Source organism: Paenibacillus sp. J22R3, assembly GCF_056269305.1.
Genome location: NZ_JBWDNS010000004.1, coordinates 540,688 through 559,001, shown reverse-complemented (window position 1 = coordinate 559,001; position 18,314 = coordinate 540,688). Strand labels below are relative to the sequence as shown.

Genomic DNA, 18,314 nt, shown 5'->3' with positions numbered 1-18,314 from the left:
ACCCTTTCTTGAATAATGTCTATTTCTCAGATACAGTTGCATCGAATCCAAGCCATTCGTTGCTGATTTTGGATAACGTACCGTCTGCCTTGATTTCTAGAATCGCTCGGTCTACTGCATCTGCAAGCGTCTGCTGCTCCGCATCGTCCTTGCGGAACAAGAACAGAATATCCGCTTCGCTGAGCTCTTTGCCGACGGTTTTCAGCTTGCCTTCCGGATCGATAATCGGTAGCACGAAATCCGCGCCTACGGTAGCTTCCACGCGACCGGAAGTAATTTGGGTTAAGGCGTCATTAGCCGCACCGCTGGAATATACAATGTTCAGCGCATTATCGTGCTCCTTGTTGTAATTCTCCAGAATCGTCGCCTCGGCACTGGTGGCCGTCGTAAATATTTTCTTGCCTTTCAAATCGTCGAGCGATTCAATCGGATCATTGTTGTCTTTGGAAACGATGATTTTATTTTTCCAGTGCGCATAAGACTCTTTGTTAAATAAGTATTTCGCTTCGCGCTCCGGGTTTTTCTCGAATTCATGAGCGGCCAAATCGATTTTCTTCGTTTCCAGGCTGAGTAGAATATTTTTGAATTCCAGTACCTGAATGTCGAACTCGTATTCAGGCAGGCGCTTATCGATTTCTCTGATCAATTCCACGTCATAGCCGGTCAGCTTGCCGCTTTCGTCGATGAATGCAACCTTAGGGAACTGATTGCCTGTTCCGACGACGATCTTCTTCACTTCTTGCGGTGCTTCTGTGTTCGTTGCTGCCGTAGTGTCGGACGAGACATTGGTTGTGCCTGCGTTGCTTGTGTTATTATCCTTGGTACCGCAAGCCGACAAGGTAAGAATCAGGATAAAACTTGCTGCCAATACGATCGATTTCTTCATGTTAACCCCTCCGTTTTTAGTGGAACCTTTAAACTTATAATTCCTAGTGGTTAAGTAAGAATTAATGTTGAGATTAACGATATCACCGCCTTCACCCATCGTCTAATAGAGATTTTCAATATGCAGATTAAAAATTCCGATAATTCCTACAAATTTACTTAGTTTATAGGTAATCGAAAGGGCTGACCCCTGTCTTGCGACATCAAGTTCAGCCCTTGTTCCTACTCTTCGAATAGGTGTTTACCAATATCCATGATCTCCGTAAATAATTGCGTATGCTCGCCAAGGCAGGAGATGACGTTCGTCTGCAAAGAGATCCCTTCCGTCTCCGCAACTCGAAGCGGAATCAGCTTTCCTTGGGCTACTTCTCCCCGTACGCTTAGGCCGGGAAGGAATGAGATCCCCGTCTTTCCTATGACTAGCCGCTTAGCCATCTCCGAGTTATCTGTCTGGATCCGAATGTTAGGCGGCTGCTCCAGATGTTCGAATACGCGGTGAATGCGCAGCCAGTCGAGCGCTCCGCATTCGAAGAAGACGAGCGGCTGCAGCGCGATCTCTTCGACGGATAAGTTTGTTCTACCGATGAAAGGATGATCCTCATAGGCATATAGGGAGATTGGATCCTCGTAAAATTTGACAGAATGAAGGGAGGGATGATTAACTTTGCGGACGAAGCCGACGTCGACTTCCTTATTGAGTATTTTGGAGACAATATCGTCCGTGGTGCCGGTCACGAATTTATAGTAGATATTCGGGAATTTGCGCTGAAGCCTCGGCATCAGCTGCGGGATGATGTAGTTGGATACGGAAACCGTGCAGCCGATCCTGAATTCCTCGGGCATTTTCTTTCGGCTCACGTTCAGCTTGCCCTTCTGGTAAGTCAGCAACAGCTGCTGCGCATACGGCAGGAACCGTTTTCCCTCTTCCGTAATTTGCACCTGCTTGCCGTTCCGATCGAACAGCTTGCAATCGAGCTCCCGCTCGAGCGATTGTATGCGTGCCGTAACGGAGGGTTGGGATAAGAATAAGGCTTCGGCGGCTTTATTAAAGCTTCCGCAGTGGATGACGTACACAAACGCTTCGATATTTTCTATGTTGACGGTAACCACCTCCGAATCGACACTGCTGACCAATACATATTTAACCAATAAGATAACTCGGAATTAAGTAATTGTAAAGTGGAATTTTCGTAAAAAAATACGGCCGTTCCACATATGATGCGGAACTAGCCGTATGGATCGTTATATCGTCATCGCGCCAAAGCCGCCGTCTACGCGAATCAGCGAGCCGGTGACATAACCGGATGCCGCCTCAGAGGCCAGCCAAACGACTGCGCCTTGCAGCTCCTTCGGATCGCCAAAGCGCTTCATCGGCGTGTGGCTCATAATGCTTTCCACCCGCTCCGGCGATAGAATGGCGCGGTTCTGCTCCGCCGGGAAGAACCCCGGTACGATACCGTTGACACGAACGCCATGCGGGGCGAATTCACGCGCCAGAAATTGCGTCATGCTGTTCACGGCATGCTTCGAAGCCGAATACGTAAACACGCGGGAGAGCGGCGGTCCCGAGGAGACGGAGCTGATCGTAATGATGCTTCCGCCGTGACCGGCGTCGATCATTGATCGGCCGAACACCTGGCAGGCCAGCATCACACTCTTCGCGTTGACGTCCATGATCCGGTCCCATTCTTCTTCCGTAATATCGAAGAATGGCGTCGCGCTGTTCGTGCCTGCCGCATGCAGCAAGATATCCGTTCGACCTTTTGGCGACCAGTCGGTAATCTCACCGAGCACGCGCTCAAGATCCGTCTTCACCGCTGCATCCGCCTCAAACAGCGTCGCTCGCCCGGTTTCCAGCAGAGGTGCAAGCTTCTCTTCCGCTCTCTCCTTGCTGCGGACGACAAGTGCCACATGCGCACCATGGTCAAGCATCGCTTCGGCCATGACGCTGCCGAGCGTGCTTGTGCCGCCAATAATGACCGCCGTACGGCCCGTTAAATCAAACAATGAGCTTCCGATATAGAACGCCTCCGTATGTGCGGCGGCGCACGCTAGGCTTTAGCTTTCGGCAACGAGCTGGAGCATCCGCTTCCGGTATGTCTCCGGACTTGCACCGACCGTGGTTTTGAACAGCCTGCTGAAATGCGGCAGATGGTGAAACCCGACAGCGCGGCACACCTCCGAAACGGACTGCCTGGGCTCGAGCCGAAACATCATTTTGGCCTGATTGATCCGCCGATTATATAAGTATTTGAATACCGTTGTACCGGTAACGTCTTTGAAGAGGTTGGACAGGTAAGGTTTCGTCAAATGAAGCGCACTGGCGATATGATCGAGCGTCACTTCCTCGAGATAATGATCCTCCAAGTAAGAGATGACACGCTGAACATGCTGCTCTTTCTGGGAACGATGCTCCCGCTCGTTAACCGGCTCGCTGCACCAATCCCGAATAAGATGCAGCAGCTCGATGACCCGCATGACAAACCGATTATAAGCCGTTCGCACTCCTGCCTCGTTCGTCCGCTTATACAGCTGATCCATCTCAGCCAGCAGCGTTTCAAGCTCTGCTTGATCCTGGGGACTGAGGGAAATGCGAATATTGCGCAGCTCATCGAACGGCTTCAGCAGCATCGCCGCCGTATCCGCTTGAAGCACTTTATGGATGTAAGCCGGATCCATATGTATAATCGTGCGAATGTAAGGTTTATGCGGTGCCGGGTTCGGACAATGAAGCGTCATTCCGTGCATCAGGATCAAATCACCGGGTTGAAGCGTAATCAGCTTGTCGCCGATCAAATAGTTGCATTCGCCCTCTTGAAAATAATACATTTCATAAAAGGCATGCGAATGAAATTGAGCGCCCGGATACGGTTCATCGTTCCGGTACATCAGCTCGATCGGCTGCTGCCATTGCATCGTGAGCGGCACACAGTTCCCCTCCATTTGAGGCACCTTATCAGGGCGCATCCTAATGAAATGATTTTACCATGTCGCACATCACCATTGTATAGATTCCTTTACAAACGGACGGCTTTATTTTGCGCGAGCATACAGAGCTCCGCCGCCTTAAAAGCATGGGCCTGCGTCATCGCATTCTCCGTCCGGTTCAGGCAGTCCAGAATCAACTCGCCGAAGTATGGGAATCCGACCTGGCCGCCAACCGAGAGATGATGTTCCCCTTCGTGGTTGACCAGAAAGACATGATCGCCGCTCTTGTCGCGCGCCACATCGATATATTTGCGCAGCTCGATATACCCGTCAGTGCCGAGAATAATCGTCCGTCCGTCGCCCCAAGTGCCAAGCCCGTTCGGAGTTAACCAGTCCACGCGAAAATAATTCGTCGCCCCGTTGTCCCCAATAAGCGTTGCATCGCCAAAGTCCTCAAGCTCCGGATAGTCCGGATTGCTATAGTTGGCGACTTTACTGCTCGCAACAGTCGCGTCCTTGCAGCCTGCAAAGTGCAGGAACTGCTCGATCTGATGGCTACCAATATCGCATAGAATGCCGCCGTATTGTTCCTTGCGGAAGAACCAATCCGGACGGGACGGCTTGTTCAGCCGGTGCGGGCCGGTTCCGATCACCTGCACGACACGGCCGATGGCGCCTTCCTCCAGCAACTTGCCGGCATAGATCGCACTTTCGTTGTGCAGCCGTTCGCTGTAGTAGACCATGTACTTGCGTCCCGTCGCCGCCGCTACTTCCCGTGCTTTCGCGAGCTGCTCCAGCGTGGTGAACGGGGTTTTGTCGGTAAAATAATCCTTGCCGTGCTTCATGACCGTGACGCCAAGCGGACCACGATCAGATGGAATGGTGGCAGACGCGACCAACTTGACCTGCGGGTCTTCGAGGATAACCTCCGGCGAGGCGGCAGCCGTCGCTTGCGGGTAGACCTTCAGAAACTGCTCGACCTTCGCCGGATCGCGGTCGTATACCCATTTGAGCGTTGCACCTGCTTCGAGAAGACCGTTCGTCTGACCGTAGATATGGCCGTGATCAAGACCCATGGCGGCGAATACGAACTCGCCGACGCCGACGACCGGTTCCGGTTTCTTGATCGCTACCGGCGCATAGTTCATGCCGTCGCTGCGGTTAAACCCTGACATCGCGCTTCAGCTCCTCTTCCGTTTGATAGGCGAGCTGCTGCAGCGCGCGGTAGCTAATCTCCAGGCTCTCGAACGGATCGCCCGGGCAAACATCCTGCTCGACGACATACCATTCAACGCCCGTTTCGCGGCAAGCTTCGATAATCGCCGGCCAGTTCAGGTTGCCTTCGCCGATTTCGGCGAATACCTGCTGGTCGCCCACGATCGCCATATCCTTGAGATGGACAACCTTCATGTCGGCAACCTTCATGATCCAGCTGACAGGGTCGGCTCCGCCGGCTTGCACCCAGTACGTATCCAGCTCGAAGCTGAATGCACCGCTTGGGCTGTCTTTGGCATCAAGCAGCCAATCCATGCCGGTCTTGCCTTCGAACTTCTCGAATTCGAATTTATGATTGTGATAGATGAGCTCCAGGCCGGCTTCCGCCAGCTTATCGCCGATCTCGTTCATGATGTCCGCAAAGGCCGTGTAGCCCGCTTTGTCATTCCGGTATTCCGGCGGAATAGAGCCGATGCCGACATATTTGCAGCCCCATGCTTGGTGCTCCGCAATAAGCGCGTCAAGGTCGTTCAGCAGACGGTGAGTCGGTACGTGAGTGGCGCAGATGGCCAAGCCATGGCTGTCGCATATGCGTTTCACTTCATCCGGTGCGATTGGACCAATGCCGGATACTTGCACAGCATCGTAGCCGATCGCTTTGACCCGTTTCAGCGCGGCGTCCAGATCCTCGGCTGTCTTGCAGTAGTCACGAAGCGTATAGAGCTGTGCGGCGATTTGCTTCTTATACAATGAGGCCACTCTCCCTTATTTGGATGAATTGGATTGGTTAGAACGTGCCCGTAAGATCAGCCGGTTTGGTTTCTGCTGCAGCCGCCTCAGGCTTCTGAAACGTCGAGCTTGCGATTCGTTTATTCAGCTCCGCCTCATGCAGCGCTTCGTCCAGCGGCAGATCCACCCATCCGTCCAGCCAAGTGGACAAATGCATCGCATTGGAGAGCGTTAAGCCCTTAATTCCTTCTTCACCCGGAGCAACGAGCGGCGTTCCCAGCAGGACGGCATCCGTGAAGTTTTGCAGAATACCTGCATGCTCCGGGCTCGGTCCCGAGCTTGGGATATCGATTTTCCAGCATTCCGGCGAAGCGAATGGTTCCGTGTTGCGGGCGTTGAAAGCCGCTTCTTCTTCGCGCAGACGCCAGAACGTCATTTTATCGTTCTCGATTACGATTTTGCCGCGGCTTCCGGATACTTCAAGACGATTCGTGCCCGGCGCATCCGAAGTGGATGTGATAAATACCGCCGTTGCTCCGTTCTCGTACTCGGCGTAAGCCGTCACGTCGTTCTCGACTTCAATATTCCGATTCTTGCCGAATTGACAGAATGCGCGCATCCGGGTTGGCATCATGCCAGTCGTCCACTGCCACAGATCGAGGTTATGCGGGCATTGGTTGATCAGAACGCCGCCGCCTTCGCCGCCCCATGTAGCACGCCAAGTGCCGGAGTCATAGTAAGCCTGCGTCCGGTACCAGTTGGTAATGATCCAGTTGATGCGACGGACTTCGCCGATCTCGCCGGATTGAATCATTTCGCGCAGCTTCTGATAGAGCGGATTCATCCGCTGGTTGTAGACGATTCCGAAGGTTTTGCCGCTTGCCGCAGCCGCTTCGTTCATCTCCCGCACCTGCTTGGCATAGACGCCTGCTGGCTTCTCGATCAACACATGCATGCCTTTGTTGAAAGCTTGGATCGCTTCCGTAGGATGATCGTAATGCGGTGTAGCCACGACGACGGCGTCAATAAGGCCGGATTCGATCATCGACTCGGCACTCTCAAACACAGCGATTTTATCGCCGAATTTCTCTCTTGCCCAGTCCCGTTTGCTTGCGAAACCGTCGCAGACCGCCGTGAGCACTGCACCTTTGATTGTGCCTGATGTCAAAATGTTTGCGTGGCCTGAGCCCATGTTTCCGATTCCGATAATACCGTAGCGAAGCTGCTTCATTCGTTGATCTCCTCCATCCAAGTTTTCATCTGATTGGCGTACGTCTGAAGCATGGTTCGTGTATCGAAGGTGTTGCTGAAATCCTCCACGCCAAACCAGCCGTCGTATCCGACAGCCTTCAGGTCGCGGAGCACTTGCTTCCACGGTACTTGACCGTTGGCGATAGCGCTCCAGTTGCAAGACCATTCTTGCGATTGCAGCGGGTCTGATAATTCCTCGCGTGGTGGCTGCCAGCCTGCATTCTTAACATGAACATGCGCTAAATATGGGCCAAGCAGCTCCATGCCCATCCGATAATTCTCGAACCCTTCATAGACCATATTGCCGGGATCATAGAGCACACCAATGCAATCCGGATCAAAAGGCGATACGAGACGGTGCGCGAGCGAAGCACTTGGCGCAATCGTTACATGATGAGCTTCCACCAGCGCTTTGACACCATAGTGGCGGGACAGCTGCTCTACTACCTTGAGGTACGCGGTCGCTTCCTCGTAGAGCTCGTTATAATTGCGCGTGCGGTTGTAACCGGGCACGCCGACGCGAATCATGGATGCCCCAAAACGCTTAGCAAGCCGCATGACATGCTCTGTGCTTTCAATGTCGCCGCATTGGATATACGGCGTTATGGAGATGGTCTTCATGCCCGATCGGTTCGCCGCCTGTTCGAAACGACTAATCTCTTCCTCATCTGCATGCTGCGAAAGTGTGCAGATATTGTTTCCCCAGAAGGAAGGCGCCTCCTTGCGAAGCTCTGCCGGCGTGTCTTTGCAGCGCCATTCGATGCCGCTGATTCCGGCAGCTGATGCTGCTTCGCATAGCTCTTCCGGCGTAAGGTCCGGTGTCGCAACCGTGAATACAGATAGTTTCAACATATGGCTTGCGGTCAGCTCCTTGTCGTTGAAATCGCTTCCCAAATCCCGTTCAAATACGTTGCGCCAAGCGCACGATCATAGAGTCCATAGCCGGGACGTCCTTGCTCGCCCCAAATCATGCGGCCGTGATCCGGACGAAGCGGACCGGTAAATCCGGTTTCGTGCAGTGCTCCCAGAATCCGCACCATATCGATGGAGCCGTCCGACGAGCGGTGCGACGATTCCTGGAAGGAGCGCGGACCCGTACGCAGGATGTTTCTTGTATGGGCAAAATGCAGTTTTCTTTGTGAGCCAAAATGGCGAATGATCGCCGTTAAATCGTTGTCTTCGTTCGCACCCAGGGAGCCGGAACAGAAGGTAATGCCGTTTGATGGACTGTCGACATGCTCGGTCAGACGTTTCAGTTGATTGAAATTGCTGACGATGCGCGGGAGTCCAAAGATTGGCCATGGCGGATCATCCGGATGAATGGCCATGACTACGCCTGCCTCTTCGGCGACGGGAATAATGCGCTCCAAGAAATAAGCGAGATTGCCCCAAAGTACGTCCTCCGTTACTTCGGCGTAAGCGTCGATGAGCTGTCCCATCTCTTCCTTGGTGTAGCTTTGATCCCAGCCCGGCAAGGATAAGTCGCCGTTGACAGGATCCATGCGGGAAATGGTTTCGTCCTCGAACGTCAATGTCGTGGACCCATCCGGCAGCGTATAGGCTAATTGGGAGCGTGTCCAGTCGAAAACGGGCATAAAGTTGTAGCAGATGACCGGAACCCCTGCTTCGCCAAGACGGCGAATCGTTTGACTGTAATTTTCAATAAGTCGGTCACGAGAAGGTCGTCCCAGCTTGATGTCTTCATGTATGGGAACGCTCTCGATTACCGCCAGCCGCAGCCCTGCGGCTTCGATCGTTTCTTTGAGCCGAAGGATGGATTCCACCGGCCAGGCTTCACCGACCGGCACATCGTAAAGTGCCGTTACAATCCCGTAAATCCCAGGAATTTGGCGGATATTCTGCAAGGTGACAGGGTCGTCATTGCCAAACCATCTAAACGTCATTTTCATCGTATAGCACCTCTTGGATTCGGTAGATTCGTCGTTTTCCGTTTATTGACATATCGATTCAGCATTATTGTAGCACAGCAAGGTCCAATAGAAATCGGCTTTACCGATTACCTTAACCACAGTTAAATCTAAGAGAGAAGTACCGCATCTGAGTCAAGCTGGCGACAACCGGAAACGCAAAGAAGCTGCCTGCGAGCAACTTAACGTTAACTCGCAAACAGCTTCATCTTCTATGGTATAAGAATTAACCCTTCAGGCGATCTTGTGAGAGGCCGGCAGCCGGTGTCGGTAATGAGGTAGCTGTTCTCGATTCCGACGACACCGCGTCCCGGGAAGGTGAACTTCGGTTCTACCGCAAGCGTAATGCCCGCTTCGAGCGGATCGCGGAATCCCTTCGCCAACACAGGCCACTCATCGACCTCAAGCCCGATCCCATGACCAAGGAATTTGACCTGATTGATGCCATAGCCCATAAAATGATCAGCAAGTCCTGCGTCAGCAGCTTGCTTCAACGCAGCCGCATAGATGGACTCGCTGGATGTTCCAGGTCGCATCAGCGCTTCCGATTGACGAATGATGAGCTCTGCTTGCGCATACGCCTCCGCTAGGTCATCAGTCAGACTGCCGATTACAGCCGTTCGCGTCTGATCGATAATGTAGCCATCGATACAGCAGCCGATATCGATCAGAATCGGCTCCCCCCGCATGATCGACTTGCGACTCGTGCTTTGCGGAAAAGCAGGTCCAAGGCCGAGGCCCCCTGCCGGACCATCGAACGCGCTTGGAACGGCAGCCGCTGCGCCTGAGCCGAGCATGCCGGTCGTAATTTCCATGTTGTAGCTTCGCGTACGCATCAGTCCGATATGACCGCGAATGCGAATTTCATATTCGATTCGAGCCATCAGCTCAAGCTCGGTAAGGCCTTCCTTGATGATGCCGACAGCAGCTTCCAGCGCTTCTGCGACAACCTGTGCGGCTGACTCGATACGGCCGACTTCCCATGTTGATTTCACCATCCGAACACGCCGCACGAGAGTCGATCCGTCTACTAAGGAGCAATCGTTGCCGCTCCCTGCCAGTACTTCGGCTAACTTGGCGAATGTAGCTGCCGGCAGGACATCCATTTCCGTTGCAATTGTCACTACTTGTGCGCCGCCGCTGCCAAACACGGATGGATGATCCTGCTCTAACTGCGCGCGGAATTGACGCAGCGAGTTCAACGCCTGCACTTGCACCGCCGACTCCTGCAACGCCCGTTCCACACTGCGTCTCACATAGAACACCGCCGCGCCTTCAGCTGGAATAAAGGCATACCCGGCCTGCATCGAGCCGGTAAAATAATAGAGATCCACATGCTGCGTGACCAGAAAAGCATGTATACCTGCTGCGGCCATTAGCTGCTGCAGCCTATTGATACGCTCGGCGATTTCGTTCTGCTGTACTTGCATCGTTTCTACCCTTCCTCTATTCACCTGCATACGCAACCGCTCCTTGCTCCAAGCTTATTTCCTCCATTACAACAAAAGAACAGCGGCTCCGTCAACTTGACGTCAGCTCCGCTGCTCTCCTGATTGTCCATTCGATTAATAATTGGCCATGCCATCCGATCATCCGAGCAGCTTACTCCTTGCCTTGCTTCGGTAATCCTGTGGACTGATCCGGTATTTATCACTGAACAGCCGCGAGAAATATCTCGGGTTCGCAATCCCGACCATGGTGGAGATTTCGTAAATTTTAAGGTCCGACTGTGCCATCATTGCCTTTGCCTGCTCTAGTCTGTAGTCCTGAAGGAAATCTAAGAAGCTATGTCCCGTTTCGTTGCGAAACAGCGTCCCGAACCAACTGGGGCTCAAGTTAACCTGGCGGGCAACGGTGACCAGATCGATGTCCTCCTGATAGTTGCTGCGGATATACGTGATCGCATCGCGGATTTCTTGGCGGCCGCGATGAATAGGCAACGTCCTGCGATTTAAGCTTTCAATTAGCTGCTTGACGATTATAGAGAGGCCGGTGACATGCTCGCAGTGCTCGATGGCAGCAAGAATCCATTCGCGAACATTGACCGTCCCTTCTTCCGTCTCCACAACGACGTCCTCTCTAAAGCAGCCGCTAAGCTCGAAGCCGGCATGCTTCAGCTGTTCAATACCCGGCTTCGAATAAACGGAAATTTCATCCAGCCACGAATCCAGCAGCGCTCCGATGGAAGCCGAATCGCTGTCTACCGTCGCCTTCTTTATGCCCTCATAGAGCATCTTCAGTCTAGCACTAGATGCTGACGTCTCCTCGCCCGGGCTGCTTTCATTAAGGATGACAGTCCCTTTCGGTTCATAGAAAGCCTGATCGAGCAGCTTGCGGCAGGTTACCAGCGCATCCGGCAGTTGTGCCAATTTAAACTTGGGGTCCGTTAGCGATTGGAGCGGCTGTATGCCACGAATCGTGCATTCTTCATAGCCCTGCTTCAAAGTATGCATGGCCCAAGCATTGAAATCTGCGCAATGATTCGTATCGCTTGAAGTGAACAGCACTGCCCAGAGCGGCTCTGCCAGACGAATGACGAATGACGTGTAAGGTGCCTCATCTTTCTCATAGGCGTCTATCAGCTGCGCCGCATCATACTTGACATTGCTGGGAAACCGCAGCAGGCAGAGCCTGAATTGTTTATAGACCGACAATTCGTATTCCATAGTCTCCAAGGATGCCGATGCACCTCCGGAGAGCAGCCGGTCCTGCAGCAGCTGCCTAAGTGTCCAATGCTTCTGCATGCGCGTTTTGCGAATATCCTCGACCGCCCTATCCAGACAGGCGATGAATTCTGTCTCGCTTAGCAGCAGCTTCGTCAAGTAATCAACCGCACCGTTCCTCATGGCGCTTTGCACTTTCTCGAAGTCCTCGAAGCACGTCAACAGGATGACTGCCGGCGGCGACGTCATGCCGCTGATCCGCTTCAATAAGCCAAGTCCATCAAGGATCGGCATGCCAATATCCGCAATTACGATATCAGGCTGCAGTTTCTCAATCATGCGCCAAGCCTGTTCGCCGTTCTCCGCTTCCCCGGCAATAGCATAACCGCGGGCTGCCAAATCGAATGAACGAATGCGCATCCTGGCTAACGGTTCGTCATCGACGATAAGCAGGCGAAACGTAGATTCATTCATTCGCTAACCTCCTGTAATAGGGAGTTTGACGGAGTCAAACTCTCACAGCTTTAGGAGTTCTCCCGCAGCTTTGGGAGTTCTCTCATCTTCCAGCCGTGGCAATAGAATAACGACAGTCGTTCCTTCACCGTATTCGCTGCGGATGGATAACCCATAGCGCTCTCCGAAATGAAGCCGAATCCGCCGATGAACATTCAGCACCCCGATGCCGCGCTCGCTGCCCGGATCCACGTCTTCCCGCAGTGCCTGACGCAGCCATTCCAGTCGTTCCTCCGGAATGCCGACGCCATTGTCGCGCACATAAATCGCGACTGCTCGTTCCTCGACATGAACTGAAACGTCAAGCTCACCTTGCCGCCCTTCCAATGCATGCAGTCCATGGAAGACCGCGTTTTCTACGATTGGCTGCAACACGAGCTTCATGACCGGCATCCTTGCAATCTCCGGCGGCGCCGACCCAATCCGAAACTGGAAGCGGTTACCGTAGCGGACGGATAGGATATGTAAATAATCGCGCGCATAGAGCAGTTCTTCTTCCAACGGCGGTTGTTTGTTGTCCTCTAAGCTATATTGGAGCAATCGACAGAGCACGGCCATCATTTCGTGCAGCTCTCGCTTAGGGCTGACGTCAATCATGATGTCTATCGTATTCAGCGTATTGTACAGGAAATGCGGATTGATCTGCGATAGCAGCACTTGCATGTCAGATTGGCGCTTTGCTTCCTCCGTTCGCTGCAGCCCGATAACAAGATCGGATATTTTGCCGGTCATCTGATTGAACTGATTCGCCAGCTCACCCAGCTCATCTCGCTGCTTCACCTGCACTTTCGCTTCCAGGTCGCCTCTGGCAACCTTGCGAATTCCTTTGGTCAGTGCGAGAATCGGCCTCGTAAACCACCAAGAGACGGTAATATATATGCCCAGAAAACCGATTAGCCCGAACAACAGCAGCGACCAAGCGATCTGCCCGAGCGGCTTGAATCGGTTCTCCAGTTTATTGACGTCGCCGACGACGATGACTTTCCACTTTAGGTTCGTATTCATATACGAGACGGAATGATAGACGCCGGCTTCCTTGAAATAACGGAGCGCCTGAGGCAGCGTCTCCACGTTCTTCTCCTCGACAAGCTTTCTTCTTCCCTGCGTCGATGGGCTTGCCCAGATGTAGTCGATCAATTGATTGTCGCTGCCATAGAGCAGTGTCTGCGTATCGTAGCTGCCGGCGAAGGCCGCGCTCCGATCCAGAAAAGCAGACAAGTCCACGAGAAACGCCAGATAGCCGGAAGTATGGCCCTCTTCATCGAATACCGTCTTTGTCACAAGGCTCGTCGGGCCGTATGCGCCTGTTCGGCCGATATCGGAACGAATCGTATCCGACCATTCGAACACGCCTCGACTCTCTTCCGCCTGCTTCCGCACAAGCTGCTCTTCCTTCTCCGAGAAATTTCCCCAGAAATTTTGCGGATACCCCGTAATAACCCCGTCATTGCGTAGATAAACAATGCCTCGTACAAAATCGGAGCGGATTTGCGCGGCCGTATGCATGGAACTGCTTAGATTATCGCCCGAGCCGCCCTCCTGTTTAATCGTCTGCTCCATTTCCAGCATGTTATAGGTAATTTCACTGTTATAGATGGAGATTAGGTGCGTGACCTGACTGGACATGCCGGCAAGTGCTTCGTTCTGCGTTTCCCTGAGGAACCCGAGCGTATAGTCCTTGGCGATTTGAACGACGAAGAACACGAACAACGTGCTTGGTATGAACAAGAGTACAATTAATTTGGCGCGCGAACCAAGCGCGAAGCGAGGATTCAATCTCGATGCACCCTTCCATGGCGGCATGATCCGTGAATAGACAAGTATACTCACGAATGCACGGATGCGCATTCATGAGTATACCGAATACCTATAGAACCTTATTGTTTCTCTACGCCTAGCTGCGTGGCAGCATCGTCGATGAGCTTCTGTCCGCCTGCTTTCTTCCATTCTTCCACATAAGCGTCCCAATCGTCAAAGGAACGTTTGCCGAGCACGAAGGAAATTTCGTTCTTGTTCTGGAAGTCAGTCAGCTTCTGGCTCGTTGGACCGTCGAGCGTCAGGTTCATATCAAAGTTCTTGTAGCGCGGCATGGCGATAACCTGCTGATTCCATTTGCTTCCGGTCACGCCAACCGGCTCATCGTCATAGACTTGCCAGATCAGCGTGTAACCGAAGAACTGCCAATCTGCGAGCGATTGATATTCCGGTTTCGCCTTCGAGAGATGCGAATCCTTGATGAAGAAGACGTTCGTGCCGTCGTCGTTCAGCTTTACGGTGGAGTCATCCGGGAAGATCTCCGGCCCGCCGCCCTGCGATACCGCCCAATAATTCTCGTTCGGGTAAATCATCGTATCAAGCATATGGGCAAGGCGCATCAATTTGCCTTGATCATCCTGCAGCTTCTTGGAGAAAATGAACATGCCTCCCGGATTGCCTCCCGGTCCGTACATGCCGCCTTTACCATCGTTCGATTTCAGTGGATTGAGCGGTTCCCACAGCGTAGCTGCCACTGCATCCTTCTTCTTCGCATCGTACTGCTCCTGCACGATATTCCAGCCCGGGTACCAGACGAGACCGATCTGATCGTTCAAGCTGTAAGCTTTGAACGGCTCCCAACCAATCGTATACCAATCCGGCGCGAGCAGCTTGTTGTCGTACAACTTCTTCACAAATTGTAGGAACTGCTTAGTCGTGCCGTCGAGCATCGGATGATTGATCTTGCCGTCCTGATCATTCCAGCTTGGATGGCCGTACATCGTCTTCAGCGCGTCCATCATTGTCCATCCGTTGCCGGCGCCGGCAGCGCCCATCAGCCAGGTATCGGCTTTGCCATTCTTGTTAGGATCCTTCTCGACGACTGCTTTCGCATAAGCGAACAGCTCGTCTTCATTCGTCGGCATGCTCATGCCAAATTCCTTCAGCCAATCCTGGCGGATGAAATAGGCCCAGTTGTCCGGGAAAACGCTGTAACGCGGCACCCCGATTAATTGATCATCCTTCGTGGTCGCCCAGTTCTTGTATTCCTTCGTGACATATTCCATCGCCTGCGGCATGTATGGCAGAACGTCCTTGCCGTCGAGCAGTTGGCCGGCATTATAGAGCGATAATGCGACATCCTTGACCGGCATCATAACCATATCCGGTTCATCCCCGGAAGCAAAGCGCACGCTAACGGAGTTTTTCAGATCATCCGCGTTCATGCTCGTGAATCTCAGCTTCACGTTGAATTGCTTCTCCAAGAATTCCTTCACCTTATCTTCAGGCACCGACTGGTTGAAGGAGCCGGATACCATGATATCTAGGTCGTAGGATTTGCTCATATCGTCGTACGAGTAGTTGGATTTATCTACAGCTTTCGGCACTTTCGGGAACGCGTCTGGGAAATTGAGCTCTGGGAGCGGCGGCTCCGCCTTGCCATTGTTGGCATCTCCGCTGCCATTATCCGCCGCCGCGTTATCGCCGCCTCCATTATCCGTCGCAGCTGCATTGTTATTGGCGGCGCCGTTGTTCGTCGAATTGTCTGAGCAAGCGCTCAACATGGTAACGGAAGCCAAAAGTACGGCCAGTACTGAATAGGTCATTTTCTTTCTCATGGCTATTGATCCCCTCTCTGAAACCAATGATATATGTGAAGAAGCGCCTCCGGATGGCTTCTCGACACCTCTGGTAATGCTCAACTTTCCTTACCCTTTGACAGCCCCCATGTACATGCCTTTGACAAAATGCTTTTGCAGGAAAGGATAGACGCATAGAATCGGTACGAGTCCGATGACAACCGTCGCCATCTTGATCGTTTCGGTGCTGACAGCCTGTGTAGATTTCAGCATCCCGTTCATGTTGTCGCCGCTGATGGAGTCCACGGTCAGCATGTTCTTAAGCACCATCTGCAGCGGATAGAGCGACTTGTCATTCAAATAAAGCAGTGCGTCAAACCAGCTATTCCAATGCGCCACGAGATTAAACAGCCCAATGGCAGCCAGCGCCGGTGCCGCAAGCGGGAGCACGATTCGCGTCAATGTGTTCCATTCCCCCGCTCCGTCGATTTTGGCGGATTCGATGAGCCCATCGGGCAGGTTCTCAATGAAGATCTTGATGACAAGCAGCCCGAAACTGTCTACCATAAGCGGCAGAACCATCGACCAAAGCGAGTTGATGAGCCCCAGCTGTTTGATGACGAGATAGGTTGGAATCATGCCGCCATTCAGTAGAATAGTAGCCAAAACAAAGAATAGAAACAGCTTCCTGCCAGGCAGCGTCCGCTGCGCCAAGACGTATGCCCCGATTGTCGTCAACGCCAATGAAAGCAGCGGCCCGACCGTGCTGCGGAAGACGGAAATCAGGAACGAATGCCACACAACGGAGGAAGCCATTATCCGCTTGTAGGCCTCAAGCGTAGGTTCCTTCGGAATAATGACGAAATAATTGCGTTGAATCATTTCCGCTTTGGTCGTGAACGACATCCCGAGGACGTAGACCAGCGGGAAGATTGCGGTGATCGCCACCAGAATAACGATACTATGAATGATTATCTGATATATCATGTCACTTCGCGATTTATAGATCATAAGGCCCCCATTCTACCAGATGCCTCGGCCGGTATATTTTTTGGCGATGAAGTTGCTCGAAATAATGAAGACCATGCCAATGATGGACTGGAAGACGCCGACAGCCGTTCCGATACTGAATTGAAGCCGATTAAGTCCTTCACGATACACCCAGGTCTCGATGACATCTGCGGAATCGAGCACGGCCTTATTATAGAAGAGCAAAATCTGCTCACCGCCCGCAAACAGGATATTGCCGAGGCTGATGCAAAGTACAAAGGTGATCACAGGCAGAATGCTCGGCAGCGTAATCGCCGTGATTCGTTTGATCGGTCCAGCGCCATCAATCGTGGCCGCCTCATACAGCTGTGGATCGACAGTCGTCAGTGCCGCTAGATAAATGATCGTGCTCCAGCCGATTTCCTTCCACAGTGCGGAACCGAGCAGCAGCGGACGGAACCAAGTTTCCGATAGAAAGAACTCGAATCTGGTATAGCCCATCCATGCCAGTACATTGTTAACGAAGCCGGAGCCCGTGGAGAAGAATGCAAACACGATCCCATAAACGATAACCCACGAGAAGAAATGCGGGATGTACACTGCGCTTTGCAGCCATTTCTTCATCCTGTTCGAGGCGAGATCATGGAACATGATGGCCAGAATAATAGGCGGGAAGAAGCCGACCAAGATGCGGAGCAAGCTGATTTCGACCGTATTCCGCAGCACATTGACGATTTCGGGATCCTCGAACATAATGCGAAAATTATCGAAACCGACCCATTCGCTGCTGAAGACGCCCGTACCCAGCTGAAGATCCTTGAACGCAACGATCCATGCCAGCACTATGGGCCAATACCTGAAAATAACGTAATACGCGATGACGGGCAGAAACATCAGATAGAGCGCGCGATGATCCACAATCCGTTGCCATAGGCCGCGTTTCGAAGGAGCCTGAGCCCTGCCGGGATGCGTAGCTGCGACTGACTTAAGGCCTGGTTTTGCCAATTTTGCTTCCTCCTTCTCACTTTCCGAAGCGTTGCCGGTTTGATAAACACAGTATAGCAAACGCTTACAACAGAAAGGTACACTGTGAAACTGAAAAGGTGCACAAATCCACTGAGTTTTCGACTGCGTTTGCCGCACAACACAAAAAGAACAGCGGCCCCGTCAACTTGACGTCAGCTCCGCTGCTCCTTTGATCATCCACTCTATTGGTTCCATTACCGTAAATACGCGGGGATATACAATCTTGGCGATCAGAATGACGCCGGGGCGGTGCAGTGTTACCTCATAGTCGTAGGTATCATTGCGATACGTATATGGGAACGCCGCAGAGTCCCAGTTGATTACCTGGAAATCAACGACCTCCACTCGCTCCTTCAAATAGGAGCCGGGCAAAGGCTGCCCGCTCTCATCCAGCTGCAGATTGCGCTGCAAATAAATTCCGGCAGCCTTGCTTGCCTCAAGCTCATCAATATGCAGCCTGCCCTCTGCCAGCGCAGCTTCATCCACCTGCTGTGCCGCTGCATGTGCGGCGCGATTAATCGCATGTTTGCCCTGAAACAGCGCTGTAATCGCCAGCTCCTCATCGGTTTGAAGCGCGTGCAGCAGCATCCATACGACCATCATCAGCATGACAAGCACCAGCTTATACATAC

The 18,314-nt window shown here is 52.7% G+C and carries 16 protein-coding genes; all 16 read right to left on the bottom strand.

What is annotated here, in order from left to right:
• Nucleotides 1-19: 19 nt before the first annotated feature.
• The 16 genes from AC0YN4_RS21180 to AC0YN4_RS21105 all read right to left on the bottom strand — a co-directional run bounded on the left by AC0YN4_RS21180 (nt 20) and on the right by AC0YN4_RS21105 (nt 18,312).
• Nucleotides 20-886: a transporter substrate-binding domain-containing protein gene (locus AC0YN4_RS21180; RefSeq protein ID WP_475836686.1), complete on the bottom strand. Its 867-nt coding sequence runs from the start codon at nt 884-886 to the stop codon at nt 20-22.
• A 221-nt stretch (nt 887-1,107) separates the two neighbouring features.
• Nucleotides 1,108-2,034, bottom strand: a complete 927-nt coding sequence (locus tag AC0YN4_RS21175; RefSeq protein ID WP_475784160.1) for a LysR family transcriptional regulator — start codon at nt 2,032-2,034, stop codon at nt 1,108-1,110.
• Nucleotides 2,035-2,127: 93 nt separating this feature from the next.
• The gene (locus AC0YN4_RS21170; protein WP_475784190.1) at nt 2,128-2,904 is read right to left on the bottom strand and encodes an SDR family oxidoreductase; all 777 of its coding nucleotides are present in this window, start codon (nt 2,902-2,904) and stop codon (nt 2,128-2,130) included.
• Between the two features lie 39 nt (nt 2,905-2,943).
• Nucleotides 2,944-3,813 carry a helix-turn-helix domain-containing protein gene (locus AC0YN4_RS21165; RefSeq protein WP_475784159.1) on the bottom strand — a complete coding sequence of 290 codons (870 nt, stop codon included), beginning with the start codon at nt 3,811-3,813 and terminating at the stop codon, nt 2,944-2,946.
• Nucleotides 3,814-3,902: 89 nt separating this feature from the next.
• The gene (locus AC0YN4_RS21160; RefSeq protein WP_475784158.1) at nt 3,903-4,988 is read right to left on the bottom strand and encodes a Gfo/Idh/MocA family protein; all 1,086 of its coding nucleotides are present in this window, start codon (nt 4,986-4,988) and stop codon (nt 3,903-3,905) included.
• Nucleotides 4,975-5,778, bottom strand: a complete 804-nt coding sequence (locus AC0YN4_RS21155; protein ID WP_475784157.1) for a sugar phosphate isomerase/epimerase family protein — start codon at nt 5,776-5,778, stop codon at nt 4,975-4,977. The genes AC0YN4_RS21160 and AC0YN4_RS21155 overlap by 14 nt, the downstream gene beginning before the upstream one ends.
• A 37-nt stretch (nt 5,779-5,815) precedes the next feature.
• Nucleotides 5,816-6,988, bottom strand: a complete 1,173-nt coding sequence (locus AC0YN4_RS21150; protein ID WP_475836685.1) for a Gfo/Idh/MocA family protein — start codon at nt 6,986-6,988, stop codon at nt 5,816-5,818.
• On the bottom strand, nt 6,985-7,857 hold the full coding sequence (locus AC0YN4_RS21145; RefSeq protein WP_475836709.1) for a sugar phosphate isomerase/epimerase family protein: 873 nt from the start codon (nt 7,855-7,857) through the stop codon (nt 6,985-6,987). Before AC0YN4_RS21145 ends, AC0YN4_RS21150 begins: the two co-directional genes overlap by 4 nt.
• Before the next feature lie 14 nt (nt 7,858-7,871).
• The gene (gene uxuA / locus AC0YN4_RS21140) at nt 7,872-8,918 is read right to left on the bottom strand and encodes a mannonate dehydratase (RefSeq protein ID WP_475836684.1); all 1,047 of its coding nucleotides are present in this window, start codon (nt 8,916-8,918) and stop codon (nt 7,872-7,874) included.
• Between the two features lie 230 nt (nt 8,919-9,148).
• Nucleotides 9,149-10,396, bottom strand: a complete 1,248-nt coding sequence (locus AC0YN4_RS21135; protein ID WP_475836683.1) for a M24 family metallopeptidase — start codon at nt 10,394-10,396, stop codon at nt 9,149-9,151.
• A gap of 129 nt (nt 10,397-10,525) precedes the next feature.
• Nucleotides 10,526-12,073, bottom strand: a complete 1,548-nt coding sequence (locus AC0YN4_RS21130; RefSeq protein WP_475836682.1) for a response regulator transcription factor — start codon at nt 12,071-12,073, stop codon at nt 10,526-10,528.
• A 42-nt stretch (nt 12,074-12,115) separates the two neighbouring features.
• On the bottom strand, nt 12,116-13,915 hold the full coding sequence (locus AC0YN4_RS21125; protein ID WP_475836681.1) for a sensor histidine kinase: 1,800 nt from the start codon (nt 13,913-13,915) through the stop codon (nt 12,116-12,118).
• Nucleotides 13,916-13,989: 74 nt separating this feature from the next.
• Nucleotides 13,990-15,705: a type 2 periplasmic-binding domain-containing protein gene (locus AC0YN4_RS21120; RefSeq protein ID WP_475836680.1), complete on the bottom strand. Its 1,716-nt coding sequence runs from the start codon at nt 15,703-15,705 to the stop codon at nt 13,990-13,992.
• A 90-nt stretch (nt 15,706-15,795) separates the two neighbouring features.
• Nucleotides 15,796-16,653 carry a carbohydrate ABC transporter permease gene (locus tag AC0YN4_RS21115; protein WP_475836679.1) on the bottom strand — a complete coding sequence of 286 codons (858 nt, stop codon included), beginning with the start codon at nt 16,651-16,653 and terminating at the stop codon, nt 15,796-15,798.
• 36 nt (nt 16,654-16,689) lie between these two features.
• Nucleotides 16,690-17,661 carry an ABC transporter permease gene (locus AC0YN4_RS21110; RefSeq protein WP_475784149.1) on the bottom strand — a complete coding sequence of 324 codons (972 nt, stop codon included), beginning with the start codon at nt 17,659-17,661 and terminating at the stop codon, nt 16,690-16,692.
• Between the two features lie 162 nt (nt 17,662-17,823).
• A complete protein-coding gene (locus AC0YN4_RS21105) occupies nt 17,824-18,312 on the bottom strand; it encodes a hypothetical protein (RefSeq protein WP_475784148.1) in 489 nt (162 codons plus the stop codon).
• Nucleotides 18,313-18,314 lie beyond the last annotated feature (2 nt).

What these genes read in the sequence shown, in the direction of transcription:
- AC0YN4_RS21150 (WP_475836685.1), bottom strand. Translation starts at nt 6,988, where the DNA reads ATGAAGCAGCTTCGCTACGGTATTATCGGAATCGGAAACATGGGCTCA.
- AC0YN4_RS21115 (WP_475836679.1), bottom strand. Translation starts at nt 16,653, where the DNA reads ATGATATATCAGATAATCATTCATAGTATCGTTATTCTGGTGGCGATC.
- AC0YN4_RS21135 (WP_475836683.1), bottom strand. Translation starts at nt 10,396, where the DNA reads ATGCAGGTGAATAGAGGAAGGGTAGAAACGATGCAAGTACAGCAGAAC.
- AC0YN4_RS21125 (WP_475836681.1), bottom strand. Translation starts at nt 13,915, where the DNA reads ATGCCGCCATGGAAGGGTGCATCGAGATTGAATCCTCGCTTCGCGCTT.
- AC0YN4_RS21120 (WP_475836680.1), bottom strand. Translation starts at nt 15,705, where the DNA reads ATGAGAAAGAAAATGACCTATTCAGTACTGGCCGTACTTTTGGCTTCC.
- AC0YN4_RS21105 (WP_475784148.1), bottom strand. Translation starts at nt 18,312, where the DNA reads ATGTATAAGCTGGTGCTTGTCATGCTGATGATGGTCGTATGGATGCTG.
- AC0YN4_RS21180 (WP_475836686.1), bottom strand. Translation starts at nt 886, where the DNA reads ATGAAGAAATCGATCGTATTGGCAGCAAGTTTTATCCTGATTCTTACC.
- uxuA (WP_475836684.1), bottom strand. Translation starts at nt 8,918, where the DNA reads ATGAAAATGACGTTTAGATGGTTTGGCAATGACGACCCTGTCACCTTG.
- AC0YN4_RS21130 (WP_475836682.1), bottom strand. Translation starts at nt 12,073, where the DNA reads ATGAATGAATCTACGTTTCGCCTGCTTATCGTCGATGACGAACCGTTA.
- AC0YN4_RS21160 (WP_475784158.1), bottom strand. Translation starts at nt 4,988, where the DNA reads ATGTCAGGGTTTAACCGCAGCGACGGCATGAACTATGCGCCGGTAGCG.